Origin of the sequence: Turicibacter sp. (assembly GCF_017941855.1) — a bacterium.
Lineage (GTDB): Bacteria > Bacillota_I > Bacilli_A > MOL361 > Turicibacteraceae > Turicibacter > Turicibacter sanguinis.
In genome coordinates this window covers 1-25,168 of record NZ_JAGAVR010000029.1, presented here as the reverse complement: position 1 = coordinate 25,168, position 25,168 = coordinate 1, and the positions used below count along the sequence as shown (strand labels likewise).

The 25,168-nt window shown below is 34.5% G+C and carries 19 protein-coding genes and 1 tRNA gene; 1 reads left to right on the top strand and 19 read right to left on the bottom strand.

Features of this window, described 5'->3' with window-relative positions; translation table 11 throughout:
• Nucleotides 1-200 precede the first annotated feature (200 nt).
• The 5 genes from ftsZ to murG all read right to left on the bottom strand — a co-directional run bounded on the left by ftsZ (nt 201) and on the right by murG (nt 5,715).
• Complete coding sequence (ftsZ, locus tag J6D32_RS04410) at nt 201-1,349, bottom strand: cell division protein FtsZ (RefSeq protein WP_006785442.1); 1,149 nt, start codon at nt 1,347-1,349, stop codon at nt 201-203.
• A gap of 29 nt (nt 1,350-1,378) precedes the next feature.
• Nucleotides 1,379-2,704: a cell division protein FtsA gene (ftsA, locus tag J6D32_RS04405; RefSeq protein WP_238698354.1), complete on the bottom strand. Its 1,326-nt coding sequence runs from the start codon at nt 2,702-2,704 to the stop codon at nt 1,379-1,381.
• Between the two features lie 177 nt (nt 2,705-2,881).
• Nucleotides 2,882-3,694: a cell division protein FtsQ/DivIB gene (locus J6D32_RS04400; protein ID WP_006785440.1), complete on the bottom strand. Its 813-nt coding sequence runs from the start codon at nt 3,692-3,694 to the stop codon at nt 2,882-2,884.
• Nucleotides 3,695-3,702: 8 nt separating this feature from the next.
• Nucleotides 3,703-4,611: a UDP-N-acetylmuramate dehydrogenase gene (gene murB / locus J6D32_RS04395; protein WP_006785439.1), complete on the bottom strand. Its 909-nt coding sequence runs from the start codon at nt 4,609-4,611 to the stop codon at nt 3,703-3,705.
• Nucleotides 4,612-4,620: 9 nt separating this feature from the next.
• Nucleotides 4,621-5,715, bottom strand: coding sequence for an undecaprenyldiphospho-muramoylpentapeptide beta-N-acetylglucosaminyltransferase (gene murG / locus J6D32_RS04390; protein ID WP_006785438.1), 1,095 nt, complete (start codon nt 5,713-5,715; stop codon nt 4,621-4,623).
• A gap of 252 nt (nt 5,716-5,967) precedes the next feature.
• On the opposite strand from murG, the gene spoVE reads away from it, so the two are divergent.
• The gene (gene spoVE, locus J6D32_RS04385) at nt 5,968-7,068 is read left to right on the top strand and encodes a stage V sporulation protein E (RefSeq protein ID WP_009607330.1); all 1,101 of its coding nucleotides are present in this window, start codon (nt 5,968-5,970) and stop codon (nt 7,066-7,068) included.
• A gap of 196 nt (nt 7,069-7,264) precedes the next feature.
• Here the strand turns inward: spoVE and murD are convergent, their stop codons facing one another.
• From murD to J6D32_RS04315, 14 genes are all read right to left on the bottom strand, one after another.
• A complete protein-coding gene (murD, locus tag J6D32_RS04380) occupies nt 7,265-8,614 on the bottom strand; it encodes a UDP-N-acetylmuramoyl-L-alanine--D-glutamate ligase (RefSeq protein ID WP_006785059.1) in 1,350 nt (449 codons plus the stop codon).
• A gap of 38 nt (nt 8,615-8,652) precedes the next feature.
• Nucleotides 8,653-9,621 carry a phospho-N-acetylmuramoyl-pentapeptide-transferase gene (gene mraY, locus J6D32_RS04375; protein WP_006785058.1) on the bottom strand — a complete coding sequence of 323 codons (969 nt, stop codon included), beginning with the start codon at nt 9,619-9,621 and terminating at the stop codon, nt 8,653-8,655.
• Nucleotide 9,622: 1 nt separating this feature from the next.
• On the bottom strand, nt 9,623-11,074 hold the full coding sequence (locus tag J6D32_RS04370; protein ID WP_009607284.1) for a UDP-N-acetylmuramoyl-L-alanyl-D-glutamate--2,6-diaminopimelate ligase: 1,452 nt from the start codon (nt 11,072-11,074) through the stop codon (nt 9,623-9,625).
• Between the two features lie 24 nt (nt 11,075-11,098).
• Nucleotides 11,099-13,006: a stage V sporulation protein D gene (locus J6D32_RS04365; protein ID WP_006785056.1), complete on the bottom strand. Its 1,908-nt coding sequence runs from the start codon at nt 13,004-13,006 to the stop codon at nt 11,099-11,101.
• A gap of 211 nt (nt 13,007-13,217) precedes the next feature.
• Nucleotides 13,218-15,431: a penicillin-binding protein gene (locus tag J6D32_RS04360; protein WP_006785055.1), complete on the bottom strand. Its 2,214-nt coding sequence runs from the start codon at nt 15,429-15,431 to the stop codon at nt 13,218-13,220.
• A 51-nt stretch (nt 15,432-15,482) separates the two neighbouring features.
• Nucleotides 15,483-15,836 carry a hypothetical protein gene (locus tag J6D32_RS04355; RefSeq protein WP_006785054.1) on the bottom strand — a complete coding sequence of 118 codons (354 nt, stop codon included), beginning with the start codon at nt 15,834-15,836 and terminating at the stop codon, nt 15,483-15,485.
• Between the two features lie 20 nt (nt 15,837-15,856).
• Entirely contained in the window at nt 15,857-16,789 is a 933-nt protein-coding gene (rsmH, locus tag J6D32_RS04350; RefSeq protein ID WP_006785053.1) for a 16S rRNA (cytosine(1402)-N(4))-methyltransferase RsmH, read from the bottom strand.
• A 12-nt stretch (nt 16,790-16,801) separates the two neighbouring features.
• Nucleotides 16,802-17,230: a division/cell wall cluster transcriptional repressor MraZ gene (gene mraZ / locus J6D32_RS04345; RefSeq protein WP_006785052.1), complete on the bottom strand. Its 429-nt coding sequence runs from the start codon at nt 17,228-17,230 to the stop codon at nt 16,802-16,804.
• Between the two features lie 260 nt (nt 17,231-17,490).
• Nucleotides 17,491-18,117, bottom strand: a complete 627-nt coding sequence (yihA, locus tag J6D32_RS04340; RefSeq protein WP_006785051.1) for a ribosome biogenesis GTP-binding protein YihA/YsxC — start codon at nt 18,115-18,117, stop codon at nt 17,491-17,493.
• 12 nt (nt 18,118-18,129) lie between these two features.
• Complete coding sequence (lon, locus tag J6D32_RS04335) at nt 18,130-20,454, bottom strand: endopeptidase La (RefSeq protein WP_006785050.1); 2,325 nt, start codon at nt 20,452-20,454, stop codon at nt 18,130-18,132.
• Between the two features lie 216 nt (nt 20,455-20,670).
• On the bottom strand, nt 20,671-21,897 hold the full coding sequence (gene clpX / locus J6D32_RS04330) for an ATP-dependent protease ATP-binding subunit ClpX (protein WP_006785049.1): 1,227 nt from the start codon (nt 21,895-21,897) through the stop codon (nt 20,671-20,673).
• 177 nt (nt 21,898-22,074) lie between these two features.
• Entirely contained in the window at nt 22,075-23,358 is a 1,284-nt protein-coding gene (gene tig / locus J6D32_RS04325; protein WP_006785048.1) for a trigger factor, read from the bottom strand.
• Between the two features lie 80 nt (nt 23,359-23,438).
• On the bottom strand, nt 23,439-24,407 hold the full coding sequence (locus tag J6D32_RS04320; protein ID WP_006785047.1) for a hypothetical protein: 969 nt from the start codon (nt 24,405-24,407) through the stop codon (nt 23,439-23,441).
• Between the two features lie 82 nt (nt 24,408-24,489).
• Nucleotides 24,490-24,566: transfer RNA gene (locus J6D32_RS04315), tRNA-Arg, on the bottom strand.
• Between the last annotated feature and the right edge of the window lie 602 nt (nt 24,567-25,168).

The following is a 25,168-nucleotide window of genomic DNA, read 5'->3' as shown; positions in this document are numbered from 1 at the left end:
CAAACGTATCGCGTTTGGATATCGCAGCTTCTATCATTTCAAATCAAGAATTCTTATGATTCAAAATCTAACTAAACCCAAAAGAAAAATCCTAGCAGCATAGCTACTAGGATTTCAATTCGGTCGTTCATTGTAATAGGTCACAAATTAATCAGCAACACTATTTGACAAAGAACCAAAAAAAGAGAGATTACTCTCTCTTATTTATATCGATTCATTAACCAGTTTGGAATCATCTCAACACTTTCTCCACCAAATGGTTGACGCTTAGCTGGTTGAGCTGGTTTTGATTGTTCGGCAGGTTGAACCTCTTGCTCTTCTGTTGAAGCTACTACTTTCTTGTTACGATTATCTCCAATCAACATTTCAACTGGTTTACCTGCTGCATTTGTTTCATCAAATCCAGTTGCAATAACTGTCACAATTAATTCATCTCCTAAATCTGGATTAATTGTCGCTCCATAGATAATATTGATTTCAGTCGTTGAAGCTTCACGAATCGTACGTAATGCTTCATCAACTTCGAATAATGCAATATCCATCCCACCAGAAATATTAATAATAGCATCAGTTGCTCCATCAATGTCATTTTCTAATAATGGACTAGCAATTGCCTTTTTCGCAGCTTCTGTTGCGCGATTTTCTCCTGTACCATAACCGATTCCCATAATGGCTGAACCTTTATTATGCATAACTGTTTTAACATCGGCAAAGTCTAAGTTAATTAAACCAGGCACTGCAATAATTTCTGAAATCCCTTGAACACCTTGGCGTAAGATATTATCCGCTTCACGGAACGCTTCTAACATCGGCGTCGTACGATCAACGATTTGTAATAATCGATCATTTGGAACTGAAATTAATGTATCCACATTAGCCTTTAACTCTGCAATCCCTCGTAATGCAAAATCAGTACGGCGTTTTCCTTCAAATGTAAATGGACGTGTAATAATCCCAACTGTTAATGCTCCACTCTCTTTTGCGGCTTTTGCAATAACTGGAGCAGCACCTGTTCCGGTTCCACCACCCATACCACAAGTAATGAAGACCATGTCTGCACCTTTTACTAATTCCTTAATTTCGCTTAAGTTTTCCTCAGCGGCATGTTTACCAACCTCTGGATTTCCACCTGCACCTAATCCTCGAGTTAAATCACGACCAATTTGAAATTTACGATCAGCGATGGCAAGATTTAATGCTTGTGCATCAGTATTAACAACAACAAATTCAACACCTTGTACATCATTTTCAATCATACGGTTGACAGCATTACTTCCTCCGCCACCAACACCTACTACAATAATTCTAGGGGCATATGTAAACTCATTTCCAAATCCGAAACCTTCCATCCCTGAAACCTCCTCATAACTTTCTACTTCTATTCTGCTTTTTCGTCAAATATCATATCAAATAATCGGACTAATACACCACTATTTTCCAACTTATGATCCATATATGACTTATCTTGATTGTTTGTTTTAACTGAAACCTTTTTTTCTGTTTCCTGTCGTGATTCGTGCATAAGATTGATACCTCTCGCATCAGAGTAAGCATCAAAATTAATTATATTACTTTTTTGCGATGTCAACAACGCTATTTCATGATTAAATGTAGCCATTCCGACTAATTTTGCATATTTAGCCTGTCTAACACCTAACATTGAAGGTCTAAAAATATGAATATCTTGTGCAAATACAAATTTCCCCAAAACATTCAACCCTTCAAGCTCAACTGCACCACCTGTAAAGATATATTTAATATCTTCATGCTTGTAACCATTTTCGGTCAAATACTGTTTAACTAGCTTTAAAATATCTTCATATCGAGACGTCACAACATCCGATAACATTTGTCTAGTGATGCAAATAAACTCCCCATTACCTTCAGCTGTGTAAATAATTTCTGGAATCATATCATCGTAATTAATACGAGCAAAATTCACCTTTAATAACTCAGCTTCACTCTTTTCAATTTGAAATGCTTCACTAATCTCTTCTGTGACATGCTCTCCACCAATAGATAAAGAAACAGATGATAAGACCTTACCACCTTGAGAAACAGTAATTGTTGTGGTTGATTTTCCAATATTTACGTGACATACCCCTTTATATAATTGTTCGGGCGTAGCAACATACATCATTTCTGCTACACTCCCTAACACAATATCAGAAATTCTAAATCCAGCCAATTCAACGACATTAATTAAATTATAAACTAATGAAGATGAGGCAGTCATTTTTTGAGCACTTAACGAAACTTGATTACCAATAATACCTAGTGGGTTTTGTATAGCATTTTTTTCATCCACAATAAATGAACGAGGAATAATGTTAACAACTACTTGATCACGATATGTTGGTTGATTAATAACATTACGGAATAACTGCTTAACATTAGCGGGACTAATTGGTTTATTAGCCTCAACTGATAACGTAGTTGTTATATTTTCAATATTAACATCTACACTTGGTATCGCTAATAATACACTTTGAATTTCTTGATGAAGATCTTTTTCAACCTTCTCTTTTAAATTTTTAAGTATTTCAACGATTTGATTCACATTAATGACATTTCCATTTTCAATTCCTTCAGCTAGAATTTCTTGTTGCGATAGGACATAAAGACGTTCTTGTCTTATATTACAGACTAAAATTCTAGCTTCCGAGGACCCTATTTCTAAGCAAGCATAAATATTATTTTTCACCTCAAACCACTCCACTAACATATGGTATTATTACCACAATATCATATTTTATTTTACTATATTTTTCACCCAATGAAAAGACTATTTGACAAATATCCCCCTGATAATAATGGTTATCTATCTAGCGAAACTCTATTTAAATTAGACACTGGAAAAAACCTGCCAAATGAATTGTTTTTACGACATTTCTCCCTCATTTTTAGCATCAATCGACATCTTTTCATAAGGTTCAAAATGATCCCCAACATCTAAGTGATAAATGCCTTTTACTTCCCCATTCAGACTTTGGACTTTATCTGCCATCGTTTGATAGTATTTTAACTTGTTCACCATGGTATAACTATTAACAATAATCGTATTCCCATCCATTAAAAATAATGAAAATCTATTATTATCTCCATATAAAGGGCTATAATGAATCTCTTTTATAATATTACGAAAAACAAGATCAACCTTCATCAACGATTTAACGAACAATTTTAACACAGATTGATTTTCTTCATAATCAGGTAATCCATAAATCATCAGCCCTTCACACTGCGCTTTGAGATTATACTGATTTTGAATCGTTTGACCATCACTTAAAACAAATTCAAATTGATTATTGATTTGCGCACATCCAACAATATCTTTTTCCGTTACATCAATCTTTAATCGATTCAATCCATCTCTCGTCACGTTAACTTCTTTAATCAATGGATGTGATTGAATCGTGTTTTGAATGTCTTTCAAATCCAAACTCAAAAATAACTCATCATAATTTAACTGTGTCATTTCAAGTAACTCAGAACGCTTGACATAATTTAATCCGTTAAAATAAATAACCGATAATCGACTAACTGGCGATGCAAAATAAAACATCCCTCCAATCACCATCATAATAAATAGACTAAAAAAGAAGCCTTTAATCTTCTTTTTTAGTCTTTTTTTCGGCTTATTCACCTTTTGATTTTTAATTCTTGAAAATTCAACAACCTTCCCTTTTTCCATCTCTCCACCTACCAGTTAAACATCTCAACTTCTGGGTGCAATTGTATACCATGCTTTTCAAATACGACTGCTTGAACATGTTGGATTAATTCATAAATATCTGTCGCAGTCGCCCCACCTACATTGACAATGAAATTACAATGTTTCTGTGAAACTTCTGCTCCACCGATACGAACTCCTCGTAATCCTGACTTTTCAATTAACTGCCATGAATAATGAGGCAGTGGATTTCTAAAAGTACTTCCTGCCGATGGTAGGTTTGTTGGTTGTGATTCGATTCGTCTTACTTTTCTTGCCTTCATTAGTTCCATAATCTCTTCATATGAACCCTTCTCTAACTGTAAGACTGCTTCTACAACAATCCAATTTCTATGAGTCTGCAGAATAGATTGACGATATGAAAACCCCATTTCCTCAACCGTTAACCACTTTAATTCTCCCGCTTCATCTAAAATTAACGCTTTAACCAAAACATCTTGAATTTCACGATTATATGCACCTGCGTTCATATAAATCGCTCCACCGACTGACCCTGGTACCCCTGAGATAAACTCTAACCCTGCTAGTTCACATTTTGCTACTTTATTCGCTAATAAAATAGTCGAAACACCAGCGCCTACGGTCACTTGTGTTCCATCAATTTCAACATGATCTAATCCTTTATCACATTTAACAATAATTCCTTCAAATAAACGATCTGAAGGTAATAAATTAGACCCTCTTCCAATGACTTTAAAAGGTAATTCATATTTGTTAATTAATTTCATCGTTTCAACCAATGATTGTTTAGAGTTTGGTATCACTAAGCAACGTGCAGGACCTCCTACACGAAAAGTCGTATGTTTTGACAATGGCTCATTTTCTAATAATAAACCAATATTCTTCCCTTTATACTCCTCTATAAAACTCTTAAACATTTAAAACACCTACTTTTTCTCAATAATTTCGTTCATAACTGTAATCATACGTTGTGCTGCATCTGGAATACCTAGTTGTTTTGAGGTGTTTTGCATTTGATAACGAAGTTCACTATTTTGCATAATGCGTTCAATTTCCTGATATAACTTTTCACCTGTCAAATCTTTTTCTAAAATTAAAACGCCCCCACCATGATCCGTTACACTTCTTGCATTATACTCTTGATGGTTTGCTGTGACATATGGCGAAGGAATTAATATACTTGGTACGCCTAGTGCGGTGATTTCTGACAAGAAAGTTGCTCCTGATCTTCCCACAAATAAATCAACACTCACTAAATATTGAGGCATATTATTAATAAATGGTAAAATGTGTACATTTTTTAAAGAATCAACGTTCTCAATTTGATTTTTAATACTGTCATAATGTTTATTTCCTGTCACAAACACAACTTCATAATCAGCCTTTTCATATTTTTGAATCATTGATACAACAGCCTCATTAATAGGTTCAGCGCCACGACTTCCTCCACTAATCATAACAGTTTTCTTATGAGGATTTAACCCTAATGCACCTTTACCAATTTTCATTGTTTTCACGACTTCAGAGGCACGTGGATTTCCAGTTAAAACAACTTTTTCTGCTGGAAAATAAGGTCTCGCCTCCTCAAAACAAATACCTACTTTATTGACATACCGAGCTAAAAACTTATTCGTTACCCCTGGTAAACTATTTTGTTCATGTATAATCGTTGGAATTTTAAGTTTTGCAGCTCCATATACAACAGGTCCACAAACATATCCACCAGTTCCAATCACCACATCAGGATTGAATTCTTTAATATACTGTTTTGAGACCGATACTGATTTAAAAAATTTAAAGATTGTTTTAAGGTTATCCAAAGATAACGATCGTTTAAATCCAGATATTTCAATATGTTTAAATGGAATCCCTTCATGAGTTACAATCTCTTTTTCTAGTCCATTTTCAGTTCCAATATATAGTACTTCTACTTGATTATCTAATTCTTGAAGTGCTCTAACCATTGCAAGTGCTGGGTAGATATGTCCACCAGTCCCACCACCAGTCACAAGGATGCGCATAATACCACTCCTTATTAGACTATAATTAGTCTTTTTTTTCATTTTATATTTTAACATACTTTAAACAAATTCCGTTAGATTAAATTAAAATAAGTCTAAATATTATCTAAATTTGACTCATCTCTCATTATTTCCAAAATATCTGCCTGTCATTTTAAATAAAAATTTAATTTTTTATTCTATCTAATGAAAGTTTATCAACTCACCTCATATATTTTATTATAGATTTTAAATAAAAAAAGGGGAGTTCTAATGAAAAATAAACAGTCTTCAATTGATTTGCTAACACTCCTATTAGCACTCAGTATTACAACTATTGGATTAATCTTTGTCCTATCTTCCTCTTATATCTGGGCTGAATATAAATTTGATGACGCCTTTTATTTCTTTAAACGTCAATTCCTATTTGCTTCAATCGGGGTCATTGGGATGATTGCTGTTTCAAGAATTGATTATCAAATTTATAAAAAGTATGCCACCCCTTTCTTTCTAGTGAGTTTGGTCTTACTTATTCTAGTATTAGTTCCAGGTATTGGTTTAGTTCGTGGGGGAGCAAGAAGTTGGATTGGAATTGGAGCTTTTTCACTTCAACCTTCTGAATTCATGAAGCTAGGATTAATCGTCTTTTTAGCACGTTATATGAGCAACTATGTCGAAGATGCTAAAACATTTAAAAAAGGCGTTATTCCACTCTTATTTTTAATTCTTTTAGTCTTTGGAGTCATCATGTTACAACCAGACTTCGGAAGTGGGATGGTTATTGTTGCCACAGGTTTTGTCATGCTATTTATCTGTGGGGTTCCCATTCGATACTTTGTCTACTTCATCTTAACAGGTATTGCTGGGATTGTCGTTTTAATTATCTCTGCACCTTATCGTCTTCAACGTATTACCGCCTACCTTGATCCATGGAGCGACCCTATTGGATCTGGATTCCAAATTATCCAATCACTTTATGCCATTGCACCAGGTGGATTATTCGGAACGGGTCTTGGAAATAGTGTTCAGAAGTATTTCTACCTACCCGAGCCACAAACTGATTTTATTTTCGCTATTGTTTCAGAAGAATTAGGATTTATTGGTTCTGTTGGAACTCTTATACTATTTATATTATTTTTTGCAAGATGCTCCTACATTATCCTTAAAACGGATGATCTTTTTGGGAAATATATCGTTGTTGGAATTATGTCCATGCTGATTATCCAAGTCATGATTAATATCGGAGTTGTCATTGGGTTAATTCCAGTTACCGGAATCACTTTACCCTTTATGAGTTATGGAGGTTCTTCTTTAACGATTACACTTCTTTCAATTGGTATTGTCTTAAATATCAGCCGTCATATGAAACCTTAAAGCCAATCCATGGATAGGCATTTGAGATAAAATGTTATAAAAATGTTGGCTTATCCCCTATTAATGTATTCAATCACTCTTGAAATGTCCTATCTAGTTAAACACAGACTCACCAAATGGGTGAGTTTTTTTCTTAAACACCTTCAGATTGATGAGTTCTGATTCATAAAAAAAATTAGGCATCGCCTAATTTTTTTTATTTAAGTCCTTCTACCAACCCTATAAAATGATCGCCTCTTTGTTCAAAGTTTTGATATTGATCCCAACTTGCACAAGCTGGAGCGAATAAAACAATATCACCTGCTATAGCCTGCTCATAGGCATCTTCAACTGCTTGATCTAAATGATCATAGACAGTACATGGCATTAAATGCTCATCTGCTAATGCTTTAAATCGATGCTTTGTCTCTCCATAGGTCACAATAGATTTGATTTTATTGAAATATGGGACTAATCCACTTAAATCATGACCTCGATCTAACCCACCAGCAATTAAAATAATAGGGCCATCAAAGGCTTTTAATGCCGTTTGCGTTGCAATAATATTAGTTGCTTTAGAATTATTATAATACTTAACTCCCTTAATCTCACCAACAAATTGAAGACGATGTTTAACGCCAGCAAATCGTTTTAAAACCGTTCGAATAGCTTCTAAATCACATCCATATAAGAGACTAACTGCAACTGCACCTAAAACATCTTGAAGATTATGATCTCCTTTTAATAAAATATCTTTAACATCTATAATCCATTCTTCTTTAAAATAAACTGCTCCCTCTAAAATATAAGCACCCTCTACTTTCTCTGATAAAGAAAACGGAATACAAGTGGCCTTTGTTTGTTTAATCCCTTCCACAATCACATCATCTTCACTATTATAAACACAATAATCATCACTTGTTTGATTTTTAATTAAATTTAATTTGGCTTGTCGATACTCATCAAGATTCAAATGATAATCTAAATGTGCTTCTGTGATATTTAACAACAATGAAATACGTGGTCTAAATAAAGGCATTCCCATTAATTGAAAAGACGAAAGTTCCGTCACTAAAACTTGATTTGCCTGAGCAACTTTAGCAACCTCTGTTGCGACTTCTCCAATATTTCCAGCAATTAATGGATTTAACGTACTTTCTTTTAACATTTCATAGATAAGGGTTGTCGTCGTCGTTTTACCGTTTGTTCCCGTAATACCGATAAACGGTGCTTCACAAATTTCAAAAGCTAACTCAACTTCCGTGATAATCGGAATCTTTAATTCTTGAGCACGTTTTAGAAGGGGCACTTTTAGGTAAGGGATTCCCGGATTCTTAACAATTAAATCAAAATCTCGATCTAACAATTCTAATGGATGACCACCTGTTATCACTTCGAATCCTTCTGCTACCATTTCTTTTGCATCTTCATTTTCACTAAGTGGCGTTCGATCATTAATCACAACCTCAGCGTTTAACTCTTTAAGCATTCGAGCCGCTGCTTTCCCACTTTTTGCTAACCCCATCACAAGAACTCGTTTATTTACATAGCTATTTATTTTATTCATATCAAATCTTCCTTTTATTAAAAGATAAGCCATCTATATTAGATGGCAATGATTAATCCTAAAATCGCACAGATGAAACCAACAGCCCAGAGGAAAGTCACAACTTTCCACTCTCCCCATCCGCATAATTCAAAATGGTGATGAATTGGAGCCATTTTAAATAATCTTTTCTTTGTGCGTTTGAAATAGGCAACTTGAAGAATAACTGATAAAGTTTCCATAACATAAACTAAACCAATAATAACAAGAATTAATTCTTGCTTTAATAAAATCGAAACAGCTGCAATAGCTGCCCCTAGTGCTAATGAACCAGTATCACCCATAAACACTTTAGCAGGATTTAAGTTAAACACTAAAAACCCAAGTAAGGCTCCTACCACTGTAAAACAGAATAATGCAATATCCGTTTGTTGTTGAGCTAACGCAATCATTCCAAAAGCTCCGAATGAAATAACACTAACTCCACCACATAATCCATCTAATCCATCTGTCAGATTGACGGCATTTGAAAAACCAACCATCCAGAATAAAATAAATAATCCATAAATCCAGTATAAATTTAAGTCAAATAAATTAAAGAACGAAATTGTTGTTGGATAGCCATTTCTTAAGTATAAATAGAAAAATACTGCTGCTAGAACAAGCTGTGCAAATAATTTTTGCTTTGGTTTCAACCCTTCGTTATTTTTACGAACGACAATAATAAAATCATCAACAAAACCAATAGCTCCAAATCCTACTAATGTTAAGAGTAGCATGATTAATTGATGACTCATTGTGGCATAGCCCGTAACAAATACCGTTACTAATACCGTCACAACAATTGAAGTCATAAAAATAATTCCACCCATCGTTGGCGTTCCCGATTTTTTACGATGAGACTTTGGACCTTCTTCACGAATGGCCTGTCCAAATTTTAAACGTCGTAAAAAAGGAATAAAAAATGGACCTATAATCGTCGCGATGAAAAACGAAACGATTAATACAAATAAAATTGATTTTAACATGTTAAATACCCCTTTTTCTAATCACTTCTTCAACGACTATTTTATCATTAAATGGAACAATTTTACCATTAATATTTTGCGTTTTTTCATGTCCCTTTCCTAAAATAACAACAAAGTCATTTGGTTTTGCTTTTTTTAAGGCTGCCTCAATTGCTTTTTCACGATCGACAATGACGGTATAATTAACACTACTCGTTCCTGATAACAAATCATAAATAATACTTAATGGATCTTCATTACGTGGATTATCACTAGTAAAGAAGACATGATCCGATAAATAAGTGGCGTGACGGCCCATAATTTTTCGTTTAGCTTTATCGCGATTTCCACCTGCCCCTAGCACCGTAATAATATTTCCTGTCGAAATAACATTTAAGCAAGATAACACTTGAAAAATAGCATCCGGATTATGGGCATAATCAATCACAACAGTGACCCCAGAAGGTGCCTGAATATACTCAAATCTTCCTTCAATGACTGAAACATTCTCAATAAATGGGACAATTTGTTCCGGGGCGTAACCTAATGAATAAAAATAAGCTAAGACAGATAACACATTATATACATTATACTTTCCAAATAAAGGGATTGTCATTTGACAGATAAACTGACCTTTTACATACAATGAAAAATTTGTTCTTTCTAAACTATACTCAATGTCTTTTGCAAAAATATCTGCTTTTGCTTGACATCCATAAGTTAATATCTTGCTATTTGTTACACTAATAAAGGATGAGGCATGCTCATCATCACAATTTATAATTGCCATTTTTTTATCATCATAATCACTAAATTGAATAAACGGTCGCATCTTTGTAAATAAATAATCTTCAAACGTTTTATGATAATCTAAATGTTCTTCTGTAATATTCGTAAAAATTAAGCGATCGAAGTCCAACTGATCCACTCTATTTTCTTTTATCCCATGAGAAGAAACCTCCATCACAACATATGGGAGGTTATGCCGAACCCCTTCTTGAAGCAACTCATTCAAATCTGGACTTAAAGGCGTGGTACGAGACGCTTTTTTCTTTTGTCCCACCCACGAACCATTCGTTCCGATTAAGCCACTATCAATGCCTAAACATTCAAAAACATGTTGAATTAAATACGTAATGGTTGTTTTTCCATTGGTTCCTATTACCCCTACTAAATTCATATTTTTAGATGGCTCACCATAAAACTTAGACGAAATAATAGCCAACGCTTTTTTTGTATTAAACACCTCAAAATATAAACACGCTGGATTTAAAGACTCTTCTCCAACAACTGCAATAGCACCATTACGAACTGCATCTTCAATATATTGATGCCCATCACTATCTTGCCCTTTGATAGCGAAAAACACACTTCCTTTCGTTACCTGCCGTGAATCATACACTAAATTTTTAATTTCCTGATTCTCATGTTCTAACGTATATCCTAACAGTTCACTCATCTGTTTTAAATCCATCCTCATTCATCCTTTCCTCAATTATTATTCACCTAAATATAATCGAATAGTTCCGCCCTCTATCGTTCTAGTGTATGCTTCGGGTTGCTGTGAAATGACTTTTGTTCCTTCTCCATAATATTCAATATTATATAAATATGATGTTTCGATATTTTTCTTTTCTTGTCCTACAAAATCTGGAATTGTTACATACTGAGTATCCAGCCAGTTATATTTCTTTTCAATCTGTTCTTCTCTTGGTTCTACCCCAATATAGGGTAGTGCTTCAGCTAAAATAGAACGTGCAATTGGAGCAGCCACAACCCCTCCATATTGAATCGTATTTTTAGGATTATCAATCGCCACATAAACAACTAACTGAGGATCATCCATTGGAGCAATTCCAACAAATGACAAAATATATTCCCCGCTAACGTAGGCCCCATTTCGAGCTTTTTGAGCCGTTCCGGTTTTTCCACCTACACGATAACCATCAATATAAGCTCCTTTACCACTACCTTGCGCGCCAACCATTTCAAGTGCATATCTCATTGTATCTGATGTTTCCTGTGAAATAACTTGTCTTTTAATCGTTGGCTGACGCTCATATAAAATTTCATTTGTATAAGGGTGAATCATACGTTTCACGATATAAGGTTGCATCAAATTCCCACCATTAACTGCTGCACTGACCGCTGTTACTAACTGAATTGGCGTGACAGAGTTCCCTTGTCCAAATGAAGAAGTTGCTAACTCAACATTTCCAATATTATCAGGATTAAAAATAATCCCTTGTGATTCTCCAAGCATATCAACCCCCGTTTTTTCATTGAATCCATATGCTTTTATATATTCAAATAATTTCTCTTTACCAAGTCTCATTCCGAGTTCAATGAATCCCGGGTTACAAGAATTCATAATGACTTCAAGCATCGATTGATCGCCATGACCCCCTGCTTTCCAGTCACGTATTCTGACACCATCAACCATTGCATATCCGGGATCAAAGAATCGATCTTCAAGAGTCATCACCCCTTCTTCTAGGGCTGCTGAGAACGTTACAATTTTAAATGTTGAACCTGGTTCATACGTTGACCAAATCGGTAAGTTACGATTAAAAATCTCTTGATCATAGTCCTGATAATTTTCTGGTTCATATGTTGGACGTGACGATAAAGCCAAAATCTCTCCTGTTTTCGGATCCATAATAATCCCAATCATTTGATCTGGATCATATTTTGCCACAGCATTATCAAATTCCCGATCAAGAATTTGTTGTAAATGCAAATCAATCGTCAATTCAATATCTAATCCACGAGATGCAGGGGAATAAGAATCTGAAAACTGTGGAAGTGGATTCCCTTTTGCATCTGAAAAGTATTGCCAGACCCCATTAGCTCCCATTAAATAATCATTATAAACATACTCAAGTCCTGTAATTCCTTGATTATCAATTCCTGTAAATCCAATGGTTTGAGCGAGCAAACTTCCATATGGATAACTACGTTTGACATCATTAACTAAGTAAACCCCATCTAAATTCGCTTCCTGAATCGCAACCACTTGCTCGTTTGATAACTTTCTTCCTTCTGGTTGAATTCTTTCGACTGAAACTCGGTGCGTGACATGTCGATTAGCCTCTTCAACCGACACACCTAATATTTCAGCTAATACCTCAGAAGTATGCTCAACATCTGTTACCTGCCTTGGAATAACAATCACAGATGGCGCTACTTCATTACCAACAATCACTTCGTGATTACGATCATAAATAATTCCTCTTTGTCCCTCTATCGGTAAATTCCGTGACCAAAGTTCTTCTGCTTTTTGTACCAATTCATTTGAGTCAAAAATTTGCAAGTAACCAAGTCGAATAAATAATGCTATAAAATAAATTAGTACAATTGATAAAAAGATAAGTAATCGTCGTTGTATGACTCCTGCTTGTTTCATCCATTGCTCCCCCTTCATGTAAAATTTAATATGACAATTATGATCACTTTGAACCTACATAATAACTATATGAGTCTTTTTCTTAGTAAATACGTAATCGTCTCTACACATTACTTTTTTATTCAACTTTATTACAATTCTATTTAATTTATGCAGAATTTAAATAAAAAAAAGCCTAATAACGCTATTCAAAGCGTTATTAGGCTAAAATTTAGTCATTTACTGGTTCATTTTCTTGAGATATTTCTATCTCGGCAGAAGAATCTTCAGATTCGTTTTCTTCATGCGCCTCTTCTGTCACATTTTGAGATGGGGTTTTCGTCAACTCAATCACAATCTCAGTAGTAGACTGAATCTTTTGTTCAGGAGCTAATGATTGCGATGTCACAAATCCTTCTCCATTAAAGGTAACCTTTAATGAAGCTAATTCAGCAAAACGAACGACTTCATCTTTCGTCCAACCTTCAAAATTAGGTAATTCATATGTTTTACCTGTTTGTAAAAAGACTTTACTCCCACTCACCACTATATTTCCTGCTGAAGGAGATTGTGCAAAAACTTGATTTCCTGATCCAATCACAATCGGTTGCAAACCAGCCTCAATCAAACGTTGACTGGCCACTTCAACATTTTGATTAATGTATTGATTCACTTCAACATTTTGATAGACATCTTCAATGTTTGAAATAGGTGTTTTTTCTGCTCCTAAATACGTTAATCCTGTTTGCATGACGTAACGGTAAATTTGTCCAAGTTGGTCGTGTCCACCTGTTTCAGGTCTTGACATGGCCACATACATCACAAGCTCTGGATCATCTGCAGGTGCAAATCCGATATAACTATACAAATATTCATTAGCAAGATATCCATTAGCACCATCCGCAATCTGAGCCGTTCCGGTTTTCCCACCACTTGTAAAACCATCTAAACTATAAGCAAGACGTCCTGAACCATCTTCCTCGGCTACAACACCAACCATCAAATCTTTTACTTGTTTTGCCGTTTGTGCCGTAATAGGATTATCTAGCTTAATCGGCTCAAATTGATAAACATCTTTTTCCTGATTAGGATCATAAACACGTTCAATCAGTTGAGGTTGAATTAACTGTCCTTCATTTAAAATAGCTGTAATGGCCTGAATATGTTGAATCGGAGTCGTTAAAATCCCTTGACCAAATCCAGCTGTTATTTTTTGTGTCACATCCCAATCAGTCGGTAATGTTCCTGCTGATTCACTTGGTAAGGGTAATCCTACTTGACTTCCAAAACCGAATTTTTCAAGATATTCAATATTCGTCTCAGGCGTAATTCCATTCGTTAAAAGATCGATAATTGCCGTATTTGACGAACGATAGAACCCCTGATCGTAGGTAATCGTCCCCCAAGTCTGGGTCCAATCTCGTATAGTAGAACCATTCACTAAGCGTGATCCCGATTGAAAGTACTGACTTCCATTATATTTTCCTTCATTAATAGCAGCAGCATAGGTATAAATCTTCATCGTCGATCCCGGTTCAAATGAATCAGAGATCACTGGATTATTATAATTTTCAATATCTCTTATATTAGGATCAAAACTTGAACGGCTTCCCATTGCCAAAATCTCTCCTGTTTTAGGATTAGCGACAACGGCAACTAAACTCTGTGGATTCGCACTTTCCCAAACATTATCCATGGCTTCTTCTAATAAGGTTTGAATCGTCGAATCAAGTGTTAAATAGATATCTAAGCCATCACTTGCCTCTTCTAATACAAATTCTTCTTTATTTGGTTGAACATATCCCTTTTTATCTCTTAAATATTGAATACGTCCATTTTTTCCTTGCAAATACTCATCAAAGTACGATTCAATTCCCATCTCGCCTTCAAGGACACGATTGACTTCATCCCACTTCGTATATCCAAGCGTATGAGAGGCAAACATCCCATTAGGATAAAACCGTTTGATGTTTTCCGTAAACTTAATCCCTTTTAAATTCATCTGTTCTATTTTTTCTTTTTCTAAATAGGTTAATTGACGACCGGCATTTCCAAATTCAACCTGTTTTCGATCTTTAGATAAAATTTCTTTTATTTCAGCTGCTGATAAATCGATGACCGTACTTAACTTATTAGCCGTATCATCAATATCTTCTACCACATCTCCATAACCTTCATATAGGTTAGCATATAAGGTATATGACGTTAACTGTTCTGCTAAAGCAACACCACTACGATCATAAATGGTTCCACGTTTACCCTGCACTTGTTCTTCAGCTAAATAGACATTAAGCGCATACTGATATAAATCATGACCTTTTTTCTCACCCGTGAGTGCCATCTCGATAAAATGATAGGCAATGGATAAAAAAAAGACCAAGAAGAAAGCTGTTATAATGACTAGCATCTTTCTTCCTGTGTGATTGAGTCGTCTTTCTTTTTTCATACTAATCATCCTCACCATACATTTGCTTCTTGATTTATTTCTATGAGGATTTTACTCTCCAATGTTTACAATGTTATTATAAGTCGAAAGTCCATTTTGTTTGGCAATTTCCATAGCACGTGAATAAGTTGAAAGTTCCGCAATTTTTGAATACAATTCTTCATTCACAACAATCTGGTTCGAAATTTTTAATTTTAACGCCTCTGTTTCATAATGAATTTGAGTCATTTGAGCGTCTAAATAGAGTCTCCCAGCAATCAAACAAAAAGCTCCAACTCCTGTTAAAATTGCTAAATTAGTAAAATTGTATAAACTTTTTTTCTTACGTTTAACGACTGTTCTTTTGACGTGTTGCGATGAATGCGAAACCTCAATTTGTTCTAATTGCTTAACCGCAGTATTCATGATTTCTCTTCCCCCTTATTCTACTTCATTTTCATAGCTACCCTTAATTTTGCTGAATGAGAACGATTATTTTCCGTTAACTCTGTTTCATCTGCCACAATTGGTTTGCGAGTAATTAATTTAAATTCTGGCTGGAATTCTTGTGGAATAACTGGCAATCCTCTTGGAAGATCTTTTGCTTCACTTCGTTCTTTAAACATATGTTTACAAATACGATCTTCTAAAGAATGGAAGGTAATAACAGCCACTCGCCCTTCAACATTTAACATATCCATGGCATCTTTTAATGCCTTTTCAAATACTTTCAATTCATCATTTACCGCAATACGTAATGCTTGGAAGGTACGTTTAGCAGGATGACCACCTTTTCGTCTTGCCGGCGCTGGAATCGCAGATTTGATAATTTCTACTAACTCAAAAGTCGTTTCAATCGGTTGTTTTTCGCGATAACGTTCAATGGCACGTGCAATTTGTTTTGAAAATTTTTCATCGCTATAAACACGGAAAATATATTCTAAATTTTTATATTCCCACTCATTGACAATCTCATATGCTGATAATTCAGCCTCTTGATCCATACGCATATCTAACTTCGCATCATGATTATAACTAAATCCACGTTCAGGTGTATCAAACTGTGGCGATGATACGCCTAAATCAAAAATAATACCATCTATTTTCATTACCCCACGTGCATTTAATTCTTCTTTCAAATGAACAAAATTACTTTTAATAATTGTAAAATTGTCTCCAATTTCTTTTAAACGTTTCGTTGCATTCTCAATTGCAAATGAATCTTGATCAAATGAATACAGATGTCCTGTAGTTAATCTTTTTAAGATTTCACTACTATGTCCGCCACCACCTAAGGTGCAATCAACATAAATACCATCTTCTTTTATCTCTAAATTCTCAATTGATTCACGAAGTAAAACTGAGTAGTGATTAAACATGGTTGTAACCTCCTATAAATCAAATCCTATATTTTCGGCAATATCTAAAATAGAATCTACAGAGAAATCAAAATATTGCGTCCATTTTTCTTTCTCCCAAATTTCAATTCGATTTGAGACGCCAATGATAACACAATCTTTACTAAGCCCTGCATAATTCATTAAGGGTGTTGATAGATTAATTCTTCCCTGTTTATCAAATTCACATTCACACGCACCAGAAAGAAAAAAGCGTGAAAATTGGCGGGCATCTTTACGATTAACAGGTAACCCATTCACTTTTTCAAGCAATATCTTCCATTCCTCTATCGGATAAATAAATAGACATTGGTCAATCCCTCTAGTAATAACACAACATTCGTTTAACTGCTCTCTAAACTTAGCAGGCATAATCAAACGACCCTTAGCATCTATACTATGATGAAACTCACCAATAAACATTTATATTCACCACTTATCTCCACAATCTCTATCTAACTATCCACATTTCACCATTAATTATACATTATCTAAGGTTGATTTAAAACAAAATTAAAAATTTTTTAAGGAAAAAGTTCTATAATATTTCCTTTTTTCATATAATAAAGTTTTTCTTTTGATATTTCCAAAAAATAACGCTACTTTATCGTTTAATCTGTCATTTTTTGTTTTATTTTCTCACATTAAAAAGCTATCTCTTGTTTCGAGATAGCTTCTTTATTTTATTCTTCCTCATGTTCCATTTCTTGAATAATATCATTGTATTGTTGGATTAAGTCTAAGAAAATTTCCCAAACCTCATCACGACCTTCATGAGTTTCTGAAGAGTAAGCCACAAAAACATCATCTTGATCAAATCCAAGCGTCTCCTTAATGAGTTTTTCTTGTTTTTTATACTGACTACGGTTCACTTTATCCTTTTTCGTTCCAATCACAACACTTGGGATTTCATAGTATTTGTATAACTGATACATTGCAATATCTTCCGCTGTTGGTTTATGACGATAATCCACCAATAAAACACCTAAGATTAATTCATCACGTTCAACTAAATATTCTTCAATCATACGTCCAAATGACTCTTTTAACGAGCGATTCACTTTGGCGTAACCGTATCCCGGAACATCAACTAAATACATCATATCATTAATGTTATAGAAATTTAATGTTTGAGTTTTCCCTGGACGGCTTGAAACACGTGCTAAGTGTTTACGATTTGTCAGTGAATTGATAAATGAGGATTTTCCAACATTCGAACGTCCTGCAAAAATCATTTCTGGTAATCCATCTGTTGGATAATGTTCCGCTTTGACACAACTTTTTATATATTCTGCTTTTGTTATATGCATATTCTCAACACCTTATCGTAACGCATGCTGTAAAACTTCATCTATCGTTGAAACAGGAATAAACGTCATTTGACTTTTTACGCTTTGCGGTATTTCATCTAAATCTTTTTCATTATCTTTTGGCATAATGATAGTTGTTAATCCTGCTCGATGAGCTGAAATTGATTTTTCTTTTAATCCACCTATTGGTAAAACACGACCTCTGAGTGTCACTTCTCCTGTCATTCCCACTTCGCGTTTTACAAATTTTTGACTTAAAGCAGAGACTAACGCTGTAACCATGGTCACCCCTGCAGATGGGCCATCTTTCGGAGTTGCTCCTTCTGGCACATGAATATGAATGTCATGATCTTTAAATAAATCTGGGTCAATGCCATACTTTTTAGCATTTGCACGAACAAAACTAATCGCAGCCTGCCCTGATTCTTTCATAACATCACCTAGTTTACCTGTTAAAACCATTTTGCCCGTCCCTTTATAATATGTGACTTCAACAGGTAAAATATCTCCTCCAAATTGAGTATACGCAAGTCCTGTCACGACACCAATTTGATCTTCTGTTTCAATCAATCCATGTGTATATTTATGTTTTCCTAATAACTCAACAAGCATAGAAGAATCCACATGTAATGATTCTACTTTTTCGGCTAATAATTTTCTAGCAACTTTTCGACAAATAGAGCCAATTTGGCGTTCTAACTGACGCACACCAGCTTCTCGAGTATAATATTGAATTAACTCTAAAATCACCGCTTCATCAATCGAAAGCTGTTCCTTCGTTAAGCCATGAGCCTCTAACTGTCTCTGTAGCAAATAACGTTTCGCAATTTCCGTTTTTTCCTGTTCTGTATAACTATCTACATGAATCATATCCATACGGTCACGAAGTGGTGCCGGAATATTTTCTAAATAGTTAGCTGTTGCAATAAACAAGACATTTGATAAATCATATTCTTCTTCTAAGTAATGATCACTAAAATGACTGTTTTGTTCAGGATCTAAAACCTCAAGCATCGCAGAAGCCGGATCTCCTTTATAATCACTCGCCATCTTATCAATTTCATCTAACAAGAAGACTGGATTTGTCGTTCCCGCTTTCTTCATCGCTTGAATCATTCGCCCTGGTAATGCTCCTAAATAAGTACGGCGATGTCCTCTAATTTCAGATTCATCCTTAACACCACCAAGTGATATCTTGACAAATTTTCGTCCTAAAGCATCTGCAATCGATTTTGCAAGTGATGTTTTCCCAACCCCAGGAGGTCCAACTAAACATAAAATAGTCGAAGGATTTTTACCTGTCATCGTTTTAACCGCTAAATATTCTAAAATGCGATCTTTAACTTTTTCTAATCCAAAATGTTGATTATTTAAAGTTTCTTCTGCAAATAAAATATCTGTATTATCGGTTGTTTGAATCGACCATGGTAGAGCTAGAATCCACTCAATATACGTTCTAACCACACCTGATTCACTTGAATTAGAGGGTAACATTTCAAAGCGTCGAATCTCCTCTAAAGCCTTAGCTTTAACTGCTTCAGGAACTCCTAATGCTTCTAACTTTTCTCTGAATTCTTGACTGACCGCCTCTTTTGAGTAATCATCACCTAATTCTTTTTGGATTGCTTTTGCTTTTTCTCGTAAATAAAATTCTTTTTGATGAGCATCTACCGAACGTTTAACTTCTTGATTAATTTTCATTTCAAGATCAGCGATGTATTTTTCTTTCTCGATATCTTTTAATAATAAGGTTAAACGCTCCTCAACATTTGTTTCTTGAAGATATTTTACCTTTTCTTCTTCTGATATACGTAAATAGAAGGCAACAATATCCGTTGCTTGATCTGCATTCGTTGCACTCTCAACCAATTCTTTTACATCATTTGGATGAACAAATAAAGAACTTCCATGTTCAACAACCGCTTCTTTTAATAGACGCATAATCGCGATTTCTTGTTCTTCTTGTAAAGGAGTTGATGGCATCGTCTGAACTGTCGCCATGAAATAAGGCTCTAACTGAGTATATTCTTGTATTTCAACTCGTGTTAAAGTATTAAACTTTACTTTATAATGTCCATTTGGTAACTTAATTTTCATCGTTACCTTGGCAATTGTTCCGTATTGGAGTAAATCTTCACTTTGCGGAACTTCCACATTTGGATCAACTTGTGAAACTAAAATAACATAGTTTGAGTATTCTTCACAAACCTCTAACGCTTCGATTGATTGTGGACGTCCAATTTCTAAACGAATTTCTGTATTAGGTAAAGAAATCACACCTCTCACAGGTAACACTGGAAGTGTATGTGTCTCCACACTGTTTACATCTATTCTCATTTCCACTCACCTCACTAGTACTTTGCATACGACGTATCATGCTACATATCACAATATCGGATTGTGTCTGTCTTTGTTTGCTTTTCATGTTTATCATGGACGGACAGTTTCATTGATATAGAAAAGGAAGCGATTCGCTTCCCATTCTCTACTACTATTATAACATAAAAAACTTTTGATATTTTATAAGAAATAAAATAATTACTTCTTCCTTCATTAAGCAACGCCATCTTTAAAGATAAGTGTTGGTTTTGTATTATCAACAATAACATCACGTGTGATGATACATTTTTCAATATTCTCAGTTGAAGGAATCTCAAACATTACATCTGTCATGATAGATTCGATTATAGAACGAAGTCCACGTGCACCTGTTTTACGTTCAACGGCTTTTTCAGCAATGGCTGTAATAGCTCCTTCGTCAAACACCAGTTCCACATTATCCATTTTAAAGATTTTTTCATATTGCTTCGTTAATGCATTTTTAGGTTCTGTTAAAATACGAATTAAATCCTCTACTTCTAACGGATTTAAGGCACCAATAATTGGGAAACGACCGATAAATTCTGGAATCAAACCAAATTTCAATAGGTCATCTGGCTGAATATGAGCATAAATTTCTTTTTTAGTTAAATTATTAGCTTTAGAATCAGCACCAAATCCAATAACTTTTTTACCAATACGACGTTTAACCACTTCTTCAATACCAGCGAAAGCCCCACCTGCCATGAATAAAATGTTCGTTGTATCAATTTGAATAAATTCTTGATTTGGATGTTTACGCCCACCTTGTGGCGGTACATTAGCAACAGATCCTTCTAAAATTTTTAATAAAGCTTGCTGTACGCCTTCTCCAGATACATCACGTGTAATGGATGGATTATCTGAACGACGTGCAATTTTATCAATCTCATCAATGTAGATAATCCCTCTTTGGGCCTTTTCAACATTGAAATCAGCTGCTTGTAACAGTCGAAGTAAGATATTTTCAACATCTTCTCCTACGTATCCTGCCTCAGTTAATGAGGTTGCATCTGCAATAGCAAATGGAACATCTAATACCTTAGCTAACGTTTGAGCTAATAATGTCTTTCCACTTCCAGTTGATCCAAGTAATAAAATATTACTTTTTGAAATTTCAACACCATCACTATCATCTTGATTAGATGTTAAACGCTTATAATGATTGTAAACTGCAACCGCAAGAACTTTCTTAACATCTTCTTGACCAATCACATACTCGTTTAATAAATCAAAAATTTCTTTTGGTTTCGGTAATGTTTTAAACTCTTCACATAATTCATCTGACTGCTCATTTTCAATAATCTCTGAACACATCTGGATACATTCATCACAGATATACACACCAGGCCCCGCAATAATTTTGTTTACTTCGTCATGGCTTTTACCACAGAACGAACACGTAATATCGATGTTATTCATTCTTTACACCTCCATATACAGATAACTGATATCATCCATGTATTAGTATATATATTCAGTAGCATTGCATTTTATTAACGTCGTTTTTAGACATTTTTTGCAAATGCTTAAATTGCACAAAATGAGGCACGAAGGATACGCGCCTCATTAAGTACTATCTATTACTATAGACTGTTATTATTTGCAAATTGCTTTTTCAACGATGAAATCAACAGCTTTTTGTACTTTTAAATCTTCTTTTAACATGGCTAAGCTTGGTAACGCAGCTTTTAACTCTTGAACGTCACGTCCATAAGCTCCTGCAATTTCAACTAATTTAGCATCTACTTCTTCTTCTGTTACATCGATGTTTTCAGCTTTAACGATTGCTTCTAATGTTAAGTTATAGCTTAAACGTTTTTCAGCTTCTGGACGTAATTGTGCTTTGAATCCTTCTAAATCAGTTCCAGTGAATTGGAAGTATAAATCTAAGTTGAATCCTTGCATTTGGAAACGTTGTTCTGCTTCTTTAACCATTTGCGCCACTTCAGCATCGATCATTTCAACTGGAATGTCAAATTTAGCATTTTCAGTTGCTTTTTCTACAACTGTATCAATCACGTGATTACGTGCTGCTGTTTCTTTACGTTCTTTGATTACTTTTTCTAAATCAGCTTTTAACTCTTCAACTGTTTCGATTCCGTCACGATCTAAATCTTTAACGAATTCATCATCTAATTGTGGTAATTCACGAGTTTTCACTTCATGAACTTTTACTTTAAATGTTGCTTCAGCTCCAGCTAAATCTGCTGAATGATAAGCTTCAGGGAATGTAACGTTGATTTCTTTTTCTTCACCAGCAGTCATTCCGATTAATTGTTCTTCAAATCCTGGGATGAAAGAGTTAGATCCGATAACTAATGGATGGTTTTCCCCTTTTCCACCTTCGAATGCTACACCATCTTTAAATCCTTCATAATCGATAACAGCTGTATCTCCATTTTCTACTGCTCCATCTTTTACAACGATTTCAGCTTGACGTTCTAATAACCCGTTTAATTCTGATTGAACATCTTCTTCAGTTACGTCAGTTGATAATTTTTCAACTTCGATTCCTGCATATTGTCCTAATTCAACTTCTGGTTTAACTACAACAGTTGCTGATGCAATTAACTCTTGCCCTTTACCGATTTGTTCGATATCCCAAGATGGCGCAGCAACAGGTGCAATATTTGTTTCTTGAATTGCTTGCATATATGCTCCTGGTAATACAACCTCTAATGCATCTTCATATAATGCTTCTACACCAAATTTTTGTTCGAACATTTGACGTGGCATTTTCCCTTTACGGAATCCTGGTACTGCTAAATTTTTAGATACTTTTTTGAATGCTGTATCTAATGCTTTATCAAATGATTCTGCAGAAATAGTCATCGTTAATTTTACTTTATTTGTTTCTACTGTTTCAACTTTAACTGCCATAATGTATACCTCCATCTATTAACCTTGCGTTTACATCTTTGTAACAACTTTTAAATTATAACATAGGCTTTTCCTAATTTCTACATTAATGATGATAAACTTAGTATATACTGACTCAATTTACAAGTTGTGTAATTTATTATAGAGCTATTCGTCGAACTTAAATCATCTCTTGCTAAAAAATCGTCATTTTCTCCCATAATTAACGCTAATAACCGCTCGATGACAAGCGATAAATCTAGGGTTTCATAGTTAGGAAAACAAAACTGATAAAAGAGATTCACTTGTAAAGACAAAAGAACCTTAACCTCATCAAATAAGTCCATTTGTTCGATTATTTCATTCACTTGCTCTAATTTTTTATTAAATGGCATTAACGTCTGTAAATTAGTCAAAATCATTCCTTCAGATTCTCCTGAATCATTAGCCCGTGGCAAACTCCAATTCAATTCTTTTTTGGCTAACAACTCAAACAGAATCGTTTTCAAAATAGGAGAGGGTGCTTGTTCATAAAATGTGATTAAGGGTTGTTTAAAATAGCCTAATTCCTCATTTGAATATTGGGACAAATCCGAAAGAATTAACAAAGACTGTTCAAATGAACACCCTTCATTTAAGCGAACAACTTGTTTTTCAATGGATTGAACCCAATATTCTTCGTAAAATGTTTTAAGCTGAGCGATTAACTCCTGCAAATTTTTATAGGCAAAAACTGATAAGTTTTTTTTACAGTCCGCTTCTAGCTCAGTTAATAAAACATCATTCTGATCAAAATGATAAAGTAAAAAACGATGAGCAAGTATCGATAAGTCTCCTAAACCAACAGGCATTTGACTCAAAACGTCCTCAACACTATCAAACTCTTTTTTTATAAAATAACAGGTTAATAACTTTTTTTGAAGCAATTCCTTCCCTTGACTTGGATTCGATTGTTCAATAAAATCCTCAATCAGACAAATCGCTTGATCAATATATCCTTTATCAATCAATTCATCCGCCTTGTTTATTTTTTGTTCATAGTTTGTAGGAAAATCAATAACTCGAGACATGTTTCACCTCTGGATCTAGCATTTTTATTAATTATAATAAAAAAAAGAACTACTAATGCAGTTCTCAAAATTTACTTTTTAATGGCATCCCGGGAGGGATTCGAACCCCCGACCGACGGCTTAGAAGGCCGTTGCTCTATCCTGCTGAGCTACCGAGACATGTTGTTGTTTTCCACATTGACTATATTAAACCATTTCAACACTTTTGTAAATAACTTTTTGAATATTTTTATTAAGAAATTTTTTCCATTTAATCGTAACGACTCAAAAGATACTAAGGAATACTAAAGTTAGAGTATGATCTTCCTACTGATACGGATTCTTTATTCCTCAACATAGAGTTTAGCTTTCAATCTATGAATGAGTATCTTAGTTTTTTCCTAACTAACGTCTAAGGTCTAGTTTATCTTCCTCTTTATAAACAATTACGATTGTTAGATCATCTACAGACTCTCATCGAGATTTTAAACCTTATTGAAGGTTAACAAACACTTCATTTCCTCTTATCTCATTTCAAGGTTAAGAAAGAGGCTTAAAGATAAAAAGATTTATCATTTTTAAATCAGAGCCTTTTCCTACTTAATCAAGCGACTCGCTAAAAAGGATTGCGCTATGAATCGCAATCCTTTTACTCTTGAATGAATTAAATTAGACTAAAGGTAATTCTTTATGATCAAGTAATTTACTTTCGACTCTGACACTTTGAATGTCGTATTCACCATAATGAATATTTTCAAGTTTTTGAACCCAAGCCCATCGAT

Coding starts and splice junctions, on each gene's coding strand:
- ftsZ (WP_006785442.1), bottom strand. CDS start 1,349: ATGGAAGGTTTCGGATTTGGAAATGAGTTTACATATGCCCCTAGAATT.
- J6D32_RS04400 (WP_006785440.1), bottom strand. CDS start 3,694: ATGGAAAAAGGGAAGGTTGTTGAATTTTCAAGAATTAAAAATCAAAAG.
- murB (WP_006785439.1), bottom strand. CDS start 4,611: ATGTTTAAGAGTTTTATAGAGGAGTATAAAGGGAAGAATATTGGTTTA.
- murG (WP_006785438.1), bottom strand. CDS start 5,715: ATGCGCATCCTTGTGACTGGTGGTGGGACTGGTGGACATATCTACCCA.
- spoVE (WP_009607330.1), top strand. CDS start 5,968: ATGAAAAATAAACAGTCTTCAATTGATTTGCTAACACTCCTATTAGCA.
- murD (WP_006785059.1), bottom strand. CDS start 8,614: ATGAATAAAATAAATAGCTATGTAAATAAACGAGTTCTTGTGATGGGG.
- mraY (WP_006785058.1), bottom strand. CDS start 9,621: ATGTTAAAATCAATTTTATTTGTATTAATCGTTTCGTTTTTCATCGCG.
- J6D32_RS04370 (WP_009607284.1), bottom strand. CDS start 11,074: ATGGATTTAAAACAGATGAGTGAACTGTTAGGATATACGTTAGAACAT.
- J6D32_RS04365 (WP_006785056.1), bottom strand. CDS start 13,006: ATGAAACAAGCAGGAGTCATACAACGACGATTACTTATCTTTTTATCA.
- J6D32_RS04360 (WP_006785055.1), bottom strand. CDS start 15,431: ATGAAAAAAGAAAGACGACTCAATCACACAGGAAGAAAGATGCTAGTC.
- J6D32_RS04355 (WP_006785054.1), bottom strand. CDS start 15,836: ATGAATACTGCGGTTAAGCAATTAGAACAAATTGAGGTTTCGCATTCA.
- rsmH (WP_006785053.1), bottom strand. CDS start 16,789: ATGTTTAATCACTACTCAGTTTTACTTCGTGAATCAATTGAGAATTTA.
- mraZ (WP_006785052.1), bottom strand. CDS start 17,230: ATGTTTATTGGTGAGTTTCATCATAGTATAGATGCTAAGGGTCGTTTG.
- yihA (WP_006785051.1), bottom strand. CDS start 18,117: ATGCATATAACAAAAGCAGAATATATAAAAAGTTGTGTCAAAGCGGAA.
- lon (WP_006785050.1), bottom strand. CDS start 20,454: ATGAGAATAGATGTAAACAGTGTGGAGACACATACACTTCCAGTGTTA.
- clpX (WP_006785049.1), bottom strand. CDS start 21,897: ATGAATAACATCGATATTACGTGTTCGTTCTGTGGTAAAAGCCATGAC.
- tig (WP_006785048.1), bottom strand. CDS start 23,358: ATGGCAGTTAAAGTTGAAACAGTAGAAACAAATAAAGTAAAATTAACG.
- J6D32_RS04320 (WP_006785047.1), bottom strand. CDS start 24,407: ATGTCTCGAGTTATTGATTTTCCTACAAACTATGAACAAAAAATAAAC.